This window comes from Pseudonocardia lacus (assembly GCF_018531445.1).
Classification (GTDB): Bacteria; Actinomycetota; Actinomycetes; order Mycobacteriales; family Pseudonocardiaceae; genus Pseudonocardia; species Pseudonocardia lacus.
In genome coordinates this window covers 1-8,907 of the sequence record NZ_JAHDTH010000266.1, presented here as the reverse complement: position 1 = coordinate 8,907, position 8,907 = coordinate 1, and the positions used below count along the sequence as shown (strand labels likewise).

8 protein-coding genes and 1 pseudogene are annotated in these 8,907 nt (G+C 75.3%); 5 read left to right on the top strand and 4 right to left on the bottom strand.

Features of this window, described 5'->3' with window-relative positions; translation table 11 throughout:
* Window positions 1–734 (bottom strand): annotated as a pseudogene (locus tag KIK08_RS34885) (hypothetical protein); the annotation flags it as partial.
* Window positions 735–868: 134 nt separating this feature from the next.
* Window positions 869–2,044: a lactate 2-monooxygenase gene (locus KIK08_RS34880; protein WP_214407591.1), complete on the bottom strand. Its 1,176-nt coding sequence runs from the start codon at window positions 2,042–2,044 to the stop codon at window positions 869–871.
* Window positions 2,045–2,124: 80 nt separating this feature from the next.
* Between KIK08_RS34880 and KIK08_RS34875 the strand changes: the two genes are divergently transcribed.
* Window positions 2,125–2,922: a DUF427 domain-containing protein gene (locus tag KIK08_RS34875; RefSeq protein ID WP_214407590.1), complete on the top strand. Its 798-nt coding sequence runs from the start codon at window positions 2,125–2,127 to the stop codon at window positions 2,920–2,922.
* Window positions 2,923–2,934: 12 nt separating this feature from the next.
* Here KIK08_RS34875 and KIK08_RS34870 read toward each other — a convergent pair whose 3' ends face one another.
* Entirely contained in the window at window positions 2,935–3,495 is a 561-nt protein-coding gene (locus KIK08_RS34870) for a MarR family winged helix-turn-helix transcriptional regulator (protein ID WP_214407589.1), read from the bottom strand.
* Between the two features lie 73 nt (window positions 3,496–3,568).
* Entirely contained in the window at window positions 3,569–4,495 is a 927-nt protein-coding gene (gene coaA / locus KIK08_RS34865; protein ID WP_214407588.1) for a type I pantothenate kinase, read from the bottom strand.
* 300 nt (window positions 4,496–4,795) lie between these two features.
* On the opposite strand from coaA, the gene KIK08_RS34860 reads away from it, so the two are divergent.
* From KIK08_RS34860 to KIK08_RS34845, 4 genes are read left to right on the top strand one after another with little or no spacing between them, the layout of a single operon-like run.
* A complete protein-coding gene (locus KIK08_RS34860; RefSeq protein WP_214407587.1) occupies window positions 4,796–6,235 on the top strand; it encodes a hemolysin family protein in 1,440 nt (479 codons plus the stop codon).
* Complete coding sequence (locus KIK08_RS34855) at window positions 6,225–7,298, top strand: hemolysin family protein (protein ID WP_214407586.1); 1,074 nt, start codon at window positions 6,225–6,227, stop codon at window positions 7,296–7,298. Before KIK08_RS34860 ends, KIK08_RS34855 begins: the two co-directional genes overlap by 11 nt.
* Window positions 7,299–7,339: 41 nt before the next feature.
* The gene (locus KIK08_RS34850; RefSeq protein ID WP_214407585.1) at window positions 7,340–7,747 is read left to right on the top strand and encodes a PPOX class F420-dependent oxidoreductase; all 408 of its coding nucleotides are present in this window, start codon (window positions 7,340–7,342) and stop codon (window positions 7,745–7,747) included.
* A 33-nt stretch (window positions 7,748–7,780) separates the two neighbouring features.
* Window positions 7,781–8,647, top strand: a complete 867-nt coding sequence (locus KIK08_RS34845; RefSeq protein WP_214407584.1) for a 3-methyladenine DNA glycosylase — start codon at window positions 7,781–7,783, stop codon at window positions 8,645–8,647.
* Window positions 8,648–8,907: the final 260 nt, after the last annotated feature.

Sequence of the window (8,907 nt, the reverse complement as noted above, 5' to 3'; positions counted from 1 at the left end):
GGCGCGGCGCCGGCGCGCGCCCGCGGCCGGTCGGCGGCCTCGGCCGAGCGGCGCACCGCCTCCTTCGACGGCGCGCCCACCACCAGCAGCACGAACATGCCGAGGAACGCGCCTGCGGCGAACCCGATCCACAGCTGCCCCGACGACCCGGCGGGCGTGCGCGCGGTGAGCACCGTCAGCGCGAGGGTGGGCAGCCAGAAGAACTTCGACGGCCAGGCCGGGCCGCGCCGCAGCGCCAACCGGGCCTGGGCCGCCACGAACATCGCGGCGAACAGCGGCGTGGCCGCCAGCAGCGCGACCGCCAGCCCGACCTCCACCGGACCGCCGCCGAACGCCTCGCCGACGGTGTACCCGCCCAGGTACTCGGCCTGGTCGCCGACGAAGCAGGCCGGCTCGCCCATGCTGCGCAGCGCGGCCTCGCCGAGCCCGCCGATGGCCACGCCGTCGGCGGCGGCGGCGAACACGCGCCCGACCGCCACGAACGCCGCCAGCGGCAGCAGACCCGCGGTGAGCACACCGATGCCGACCAGGAACAGCCCCTCGGGGAAGCCGTAGCGCGACCCGATGCGCCGCCGCGACACCGCCACCACCACGGCACCCACCGTCGGCAGCAGCCCGACCAGCACGCCGAGCGCGGTGACCGCCCACGGCCAGCTGCCGGGGCACACGTCCACCCGGAGCCCGCCGCGCAGGGCGTCGACCAGCCCAGCCAGGAGCGCGGTGAGGCGGTCCACGCCGCGTTCCTCCCCTCGCCGAGGCCCCGGTCGTCCGTCGCAGCGATCACCCGGCCCGGGACCCCACTATGGCACCACGGCCGCTGTGGCGGCGGGGTGAGCCCCCGCCACTGCGCGTCGCGGAGCCGTCGACGCTACCCGGGCAGCGTGGCCAGCGCGTCGGGGGAACTACGCAGTCCGGCGAGATCGGCGTGACCCGCCAACGCCAAGGTCAGGTCCATCTCGGCGAGCACGCTGCGCAGCACGTGGGTGACCCCGGCGCGCCCGCCGAGGGCCAGCCCGTAGGCGTAGGGCCTGCCCAGCAGGACCGCGTCGGCGCCCAGTGCCAGCGCCACCGCGACGTCGGCCCCGGTGCGCACGCCGGAGTCGAACAGCACCGCCACCCGGCCCTCGACGGCCGCCACGATGCCGGGCAGCGCGCTCAACGACCCGACCGCGCGGTCGACCTGGCGCCCGCCGTGGTTGGACACCACGACCCCGTCCATCCCGGCCTCGACCGCGCGCAGCGCGTCCTCGGGGTGCTGGACGCCCTTGAGCACGATCGGGCCGTCCCAGTGCTCGCGGATCAGGTCGAGGCGGTCCCAGCGCAGCGCGGTCCCGGTGAACATCGGCACCCAGCGGCCCACCGCGGCCATCAGGTCGTCCTCCGGCGCGGCCGCCAGGCCGGCCCGGAACGCCGGGTCGGAGAACGGCACGGCGCACCCGACGCCGCGCAGGAACGGCAGGTAGGAGCCGTCGAGGTCGGCCGGGCGCCAGCCGAGCGTCCAGGTGTCGAGGGTGATCACCAGCGCGCTGAACCCGGCGCGACGGGCCCGGTCGAGCAGGCTGACCGTGACCGCGTCCTCGGTCGGCCAGTACAGCTGGAACCAGCGCGGGCCGTCCCCGCAGGCCTGCGCGACCTCCTCGATGGTGTGCGACGACGCCGTGGACAGCACCATCGGCACGCCCAGCTCGGCCGCGGCGGCGGCGACCCCGGGCTCGGCGTCCGGGTGCATGATCGACAGCACCCCGATCGGGGCCAGCAGCAGCGGCGCCGGCATGGCCGTGCCCAGCACCGTGGTCGACCAGTCCCGCGCCGTGGTGTCGCGCAGCATCCGCGGGACCAGGCCGTGGCGGTCGAACGCGGCCCGGTTGGCCCGCATCGTCGCGCCCTGCCCCGCCCCGCCCGCGACGTAGGAGAACGGGCCGTCGTCGAGCACGGCGCGGGCGGCCTCCTCCAGCCGGGACGGGTCGGTGGGCAGCGCCGGGGTCTCGCCGGCGAGCCCGCGCAGGTAGATCTCGGCGCCGTAGCCGGAGAACGGGGAGGTCATGGCGCCATACCAGCACACGCCGCGGCCCGCCGGCACGGTCGACGCGGAATGCCGCGCCACCGCCCGAGGTTGCCGGTGGCATGGGTCTCACCTTCGGCGACGGACCGCTGTCCCCCCGGCCCCCGCAGACCGTCAACTACGACGTCGACGGACCGGCGCACAAGCTGTTCATGCAGCCGTTCCCGCGCCGCGTCCGCGCCGAGTTCGCCGGGCGCACCGTGCTCGACACCCGCCGCGGCGTGCTGCTGCACGAGACGGCGATCCTCCCGCAGCTCTACGTGCCCGAGGAGGACCTCGACACCGCGGCGTTCGAGCCGACCGACCACACCACCCACTGCCCGTTCAAGGGCGACGCCACCTACCGCTCGCTGAAGGTCGGCGAGCGCGCGGTGCCGAACGCCCTGTGGGCCTACCCCGAGCCGATCGCCACCGCGCCGTGGCTGGCCGGGTACGCGGCGCTGTACTGGTCGGCCGCCGACGCCTGGTACGACGAGGACGAGCCGGTCGTCGGCCACCTCACCGACCCCTACCACCGCGTCGACGCGCGCCGCTCCAGCCGGCACGTGCGGGTGCTGGCCGGCGACACCCTGGTCGCCGAGACGCGCGCCCCGCTGCTGGTGTCGGAGACGGGCCTGCCCAACCGCTTCTACCTGTCACCGGACGACGTCGTCGTGCCCACCGAGCCCACCGCCACGCGCACCGTGTGCTCGTACAAGGGCGAGGCGAGCTACTGGAGCGTGCGGCTGCCCGACGGCCGCGTGCTGACCGACGCGGCATGGGGCTACCCGCAGCCGCTCGCCGAGGCGGGCGCGCTCACCGGACGGCTCAGCTTCCTGCACGACGACCTGCGGGTGCTGGTCGACGGCGAACCAGCCTGAGCGCGCGGCCCCTCAGCAGGGGTCGTCGTCGTCCACCAGCAGGGCCTCCAGTGCCGGCAGCGCGTCGCCCAGCAGCCGGCGCTGGTCGGCGGTGAGCCGCTGCAGGCGCCGCGCGACCAGCGCCGTGCGGGTGGAGCGCACCTCGTTGAGCCGGCGCGCCCCCAGGTCGGACAGCACGATGCGGACGCCGCGGGCGTCGTTCGGGTCGGGCGTGCGGATGACCAGGCCCTGCTCGTCGAGCGCGGCCAGCACCCTGCTCATCGTCGGCGCGGTCACGGCCTCGCGCCGGGCCAGCTCGGAGAGCCGCAGCGGGCCGTGCTGCTCCACGGTGACCAGCGCGGACAGCTGCAGCGGCGGGGTGGCCTCGTGCCCGTCGATGCGGATGCGGCGGTTGAGCCGCCCCACGGCCAGCCGCAGCCGGGCCGCGAGCTCGGTCAGCTCGGTGAGCTCGTGCTCGGCGAGCTCGGCCGGAACGCCGCGGGCGGTGTCGTCGGGGACGTTCCCCGTGACCGCGGGGTCGGGCTCGCTCACGGCGGCTACCCCCAGGGTCACGGCGCCAGTGTCGGCGGTCATCCGCCCATGGTGCCAGGCCGCGGTCGCGGCCCGGTCACGGCTCGACATCGGGGTACACAGCGTCCGCAGGGGTCTACAGCTTGCGCAGGCGGATCCCGGTGACGTCGTGGCGGGGGCCCTTGCGCAGCACCAGGCTCGCCCGGCCGCGGGTCGGCTTGATGTTGCGCTCCAGGTTCGGGCCGTTGATCTCGGCCCAGATGGTCTGCGCCCTGGCCACCGCGGCCGCCTCGTCCAGCGCGGCGTAGCGGCGGAAGTAGGAGTCCGGGTCGCGGAACGCGGTCTCGCGCAGCCGCAGGAACCGCTCCACGTACCAGCGGCGGATGTCCTCGGTGGCGGCGTCGACGTAGACCGAGAAGTCGATGAAGTCGCTGACCGCCAGCGCCGCGCCGCCCTCCCTGGCCGGCTGCAGCACGTTCAGCCCCTCGATCAGCAGGATGTCGGGGCGGTGCACCGTCAGCCGCTCGTCGGGCACGATGTCGTAGACCAGGTGGGAGTAGACCGGGGCGCTCACCTCGGGCCGGCCCGCCTTGATGTCGCTGACGAACCGCAGCAGCGCGCGCCGGTCGTAGGACTCCGGGAAGCCCTTGCGGCTCATCATGCCCCGGCGCTCGAGCTCGGCGTTGGGGTGCAGGAAACCGTCGGTCGTCACCAGGTCGACGCGCGGGTGCTGGGGCCAGCGCGCCAGCAGCAGCCGCAGCAGCCGGGCGGTGGTCGACTTGCCCACCGACACCGACCCGGCGATCCCGATGACGAACGGCGTGCGCTCCGCGCTCGCCCCCAGGAACGTCCGGTAGGCCCGGTAGAGCCGCCCGCCCTCCTGCACGTGCAGCGTCAGCAGCCGCGACAGCGGCAGGTAGACCTCGCGGACCTCGTCGAGGTCGATCTCGTCGCCCAGGCTGCGCACTCGGTGCAACTCGTCGGCGGTCAGCGGCAGCGGCGTGTTCGCGCCCAGCCTCGCCCACGACTCCCGGTCGAAGTCGACGAACGGCGAGGAGGTCATCGTTCGCGCACCGTTGCGACCGCTCACCGGGCCAACGTAGATCGCACCGGGCCCCTGGGCAGGCAGAGGTGACGAGACGCTCACCGGCGGACCGGGCGCCCCGCGCGCACGGCGGGCGAGTCGTACACTGTGATCCTCCAACGAGGGCCAGCTGACGGCCCGCCCCGACGAGTTCGCGGCCGGAGCCACCCGGCCCCGCGAGGAGCATCCCGTGCCCACCGCACGCCCCGACGAACCGGGACGATGGTCGCACGCGGGTGCGGCCCCGCGCCGGATCCGCGGCCCCCGCCCGGGCGCGTCATGACCGTGCTGTGGTCGATCCTCGGCCTCCTCGCGGTCGCCGCGCTGACCCTGGGCACCGCGATCTCGGTCGCCTCGGAGTTCTCGCTGACCGCGCTGGAGCGCAGCCAGGTCGACGCGCACGTCGCCGAGGTCGGCGACCGCAGGGCGCGCACCGTGCAGCGGGCCCACCGCGGCCTGTCGTTCCAGCTGTCGGGCAGCCAGCTCGGCATCACCATCACCACGCTGGTCACCGGCTACATCGCCGAGCCCGCCATCGCCGAGCTGCTGCGCCCCGGCCTGGAGGCGGTCGGGCTGTCGCAGGGCATCGCCTCGGGCACCGCGACGGCGCTGTCACTGCTGCTGGCCACGACGCTGTCCATGGTCTTCGGCGAGCTGGTGCCCAAGAACCTGGCCATCGCCAACCCGCTGGGCACCGCCCGCGCCGTCGTGTGGCTGCAGAGCGGGTTCGCGCACGCGTTCCGCTGGCTGATCAGCGCGCTCAACGCCGCGGCCAACGCGATCGTGCGCAGGCTCGGCGTCGAGCCCGCCGAGGAGCTGCGCTCGGCCCGCTCCCCCGGCGAGCTCGGCTCGCTGGTGCGCAGCAGCGCCCAGCACGGCAGCATCGACGCCGGCACCGCCACCCTGCTCGACCGCTCCCTGCGCTTCACCGACCGGGTCGCCGAGGACCTGATGACCCCGCGCGTGCGCGTGGAGTCGCTCGACGCCGACGACACCGTCGCCGACCTGGTCGCCCTGTCGCGGCGCACCGGTTTCTCCCGCTTCCCCGTCCGGGACGGCGACCCCGACGCCGTGCTGGGCGTCGTGCACGTCAAGCAGGCCTTCGGCGTGCCGGCCGCCGAGCGGGCCAGGGTGCGGCTGCGCGAGCAGGTGCAGCCGGTGCCGACCGTGCCCGAGTCCCTCGACGGCGACGCCCTGCTCAACCGGCTGCGCGAGTCGGGCCTGCAGGTCGCCGTCGTCGTCGACGAGTACGGCGGCACCGCGGGCATCGTGACGCTGGAGGACCTGGTCGAGGAGATCGTCGGCGACGTCCGCGACGAGCACGACCGCGCCGAGCAGGCCACGGTGCGCCGCCTCGGACGCGACAGCTGGCTGGTCTCGGGCCTGCTGCGGGCCGACGAGGTCGCCGAGGCCACCGGCTTCGCCATGCCGGAGGGCAGCTACGAGACCCTGGCCGGGCTGGTGCTGGCCCGCCTCGGGCGCATCCCCGACGTCGGCGACGACCTCGCGGTGGACGGCTGGCGGCTCACCGTCATGCGCCGCGACCGCAACCGCCTCGCCGAGCTGCGCGTCGCCCGCCCCGGCACGCCCCCGGAGCAGGCCGCGACCGGTCCCGCCCAGCGGCCGGCCGAGCCACCGCGAGCGGCCGCCCCGGCCGACACGACCGAGGGGGCGGACCGCGCGCGGGCCGCCCGGGAGGAGGCCGGGCGTGGGCGGTGACCTGCTGGCCCTGCTGGCCGCGATCGGGCTGCTGGCGGCCAACGCGTTCTTCGTCGGCGCCGAGTTCGCGCTGATCTCCTCGCGCCGCGACCGGCTGGAGGCGATGGCGGAGGGCGGCTCGGCGGGCGCGCGCACCGCGCTGCGCGCCGGCGCCGACCTGTCCCGCATGCTGGCGGCGTCCCAGCTGGGCATCACGATCTGCTCGCTGCTGCTGGGCAGGCTCGGCGAACCCGCCGTCGCGCACCTGATCGAAGCGCCGCTGCACTGGGCCGGGCTGCCCGACGCCGTGCTGCACCCGCTGGCCTTCGCGCTGTCGCTGGCCATCGTGGTCGTCGCGCACATCCTGCTCGGCGAGATGGTGCCCAAGAACATCGCGATCGCCGGCCCGGAGCGCACCGCGACCTGGCTGGTGCCGCCGTTCCTGGTGTTCACCACCGTGATGCGGCCGCTGATCGAGCTGTTCAACCTGATGGCCAACGGCGTGCTGCGGCTGCTCGGGGTGGAGCCCCGCGACGAGCTGGAGACCTCCTTCACCCCCGGCGAGCTGGCCGACCTGATCGCCGAGTCCGGCCGCGAGGGCCTGCTCGACCAGGACGAGTCGCAGCGGCTCACGCGCACCATCGGCTCGGTCGAGGCGACGGTCCGCGAGGTCGTCGTGCCGCTCGACGAGCTGGTGACGCTGCCCGCCGAGCCCACCGTCGACGACGTGGCCGGTGCCGTCGCCCGCACCGGGTTCTCCCGCTTCCCGCTGCTGGACACCGACGGGCGCGTCTCGGGCTACCTGCACGTCAAGGACATCCTCGACCTGCTCGACCCGGACCACGAGGGCGGCGCGGTGCCTCCCGAGCGCGTCCGCGGGCTGCCCGAGATCCCCATCCCGGCCCGGCTCGACGAGGCGCTGGCGGTGCTGCGGCGCTCGCGCGCCCACCTGGGCAGGGTGATCGGCCCGGACGGCGGCACGGTCGGCCTGGTCGCCATGGAGGACCTCGTCGAGCACTACGTCGGCGAGGTGCGCGACGCCACGCACGCCGGGCCCGAGCCGCGGCCGGGCCAGCGCAGCTGACCCCTTGACCTGAACCCGGCTCGAGGTTCGAGGATGCTCCGGTGACCGTCTTCAGCGATGCCGAACTCGCCTACCTGCGCAGCCAGCGGCTGGCCCGGCTGGCGACCATCGGTCCCGACGGCGCGCCCCAGGTGCGCCCCGTCGGGTTCCTGGTGGACGCCGGGACCGGGACCATCGACATCCCCGGCCTGGCCAACCCCTCGACCCAGAAGTGGCGCAACGTCGCCCGCGACGGGCGCGTCGCGCTCGTCGTCGACGACGTCGTCCCCGATCCGTGGCAGCCCCGCGCCCTGGAGGTGCGCGGCGTCGCCGAGTTGCTGCCCGACGAGTTGCCCTCCGCGGCGTTCCCCGGGGTGCAGCCCGGGGTGATCCGCATCCACCCGCGGCGGGTCCTGGTCTTCGGCGTCGAGGAGGGCGCCGCGCCGGCGCGGACCGTGCCGGCCGGCTGACCCGGCCCCGCCGCCTGCGCCTACGGTGGTCGGATGCGGGTGCTCGACGAGGCCGGGTGGCGGGCCAGGGCGGCCGCCCACCGCGACCGCGTCGCGCGCTGGACCGGGCCGCACCGCGAGCGCAGGCGGCGCCGCGAGCCGCACCCCGTGCTGGACTTCCTGTTCACCTACTACTCGCTGCGTCCCGCGCGGCTCGAGCAGTGGCACCCCGGCCCGGGCGTCGGGCTGGCCGCCGGGGCGCCGTTCCTGGACCTGCCCGGCTACGTCCGCGACGACGCGCTCGGCGAGGGCGTCGTGCGGTTGGACCCGACCGCCCTGCCCGAGCGCTACCGCGCCACCGCGGCGTTCGTGCGGGCCCTGCTCACCGCCACCGCCTCCCGCCCGCCGCGGCTGAGCTGCTTCGGCCTGCACGAGTGGGCGATGGTGTACCGCTCCGACGCGCCCCGCCACGGCGCGGTCCCGCTGCGCCTGGGCGCCGCCGGCACCGACGCGGTCGTCGAGTCGCTGCCGGTGCACTGCACCCACCACGACGCGTTCCGGTTCTTCACCGACCCCGCCCGGCCCCGCAACGCCGTCCAGCCGGCCCGCGCCGACCAGGTCGCGCTGGAGCAGCCCGGCTGCCTGCACGCCACCATGGACCTCTACAAGTGGGCCTACAAGCTGAGCCCGCTCGTCCCCGGCGAGCTGCTGGTCGACTGCTTCGCGCTGGCCGCCGAGGTGCGCGAGCTCGACATGCGGGCCAGCCCGTACGACCTGTCCGCCCACGGCTACTCCCCCGTGGAGATCGAGACGCCCGGCGGGCGCGCGGCCTACGCCCGCGCGCAGGCCGCGTTCGCGGTTCGGGCGGTACCGTTGCGCCGCCGCCTCGTCGAGGTCTGCGACTCCTTCCTCGACGGCTGAACCGGCCTGTCGCCGCGCTCTCCTCCCGTGCCGTCCGTGGGCTTTCGTCATCCGAAGGATGACGAAACGATGGCGTCAATGAAGCGTTGACGTGGTGGCGGAGATCGCGTATCTGGACAGCGGCACTCCCCTCCTGTCATCCCTGAAGGAGCGGGGCCGGTCAACCCCCTGTTCTTGCTGTTGATCTTTGTTCTGGGGGTTCTCCGCCGGGTTCTGGGCGCGTCGAGGTAGGCGGCGGGGTCAAGGAGCGCCCGTCAGGG

Bases quoted from the DNA above. Each gene is read 5' to 3' on its own strand.
- KIK08_RS34880 (WP_214407591.1), bottom strand. From the start codon at position 2,044: ATGACCTCCCCGTTCTCCGGCTACGGCGCCGAGATCTACCTGCGCGGG.
- KIK08_RS34875 (WP_214407590.1), top strand. From the start codon at position 2,125: ATGGGTCTCACCTTCGGCGACGGACCGCTGTCCCCCCGGCCCCCGCAG.
- KIK08_RS34870 (WP_214407589.1), bottom strand. From the start codon at position 3,495: ATGACCGCCGACACTGGCGCCGTGACCCTGGGGGTAGCCGCCGTGAGC.
- coaA (WP_214407588.1), bottom strand. From the start codon at position 4,495: ATGACCTCCTCGCCGTTCGTCGACTTCGACCGGGAGTCGTGGGCGAGG.
- KIK08_RS34860 (WP_214407587.1), top strand. From the start codon at position 4,796: ATGACCGTGCTGTGGTCGATCCTCGGCCTCCTCGCGGTCGCCGCGCTG.
- KIK08_RS34845 (WP_214407584.1), top strand. From the start codon at position 7,781: ATGCGGGTGCTCGACGAGGCCGGGTGGCGGGCCAGGGCGGCCGCCCAC.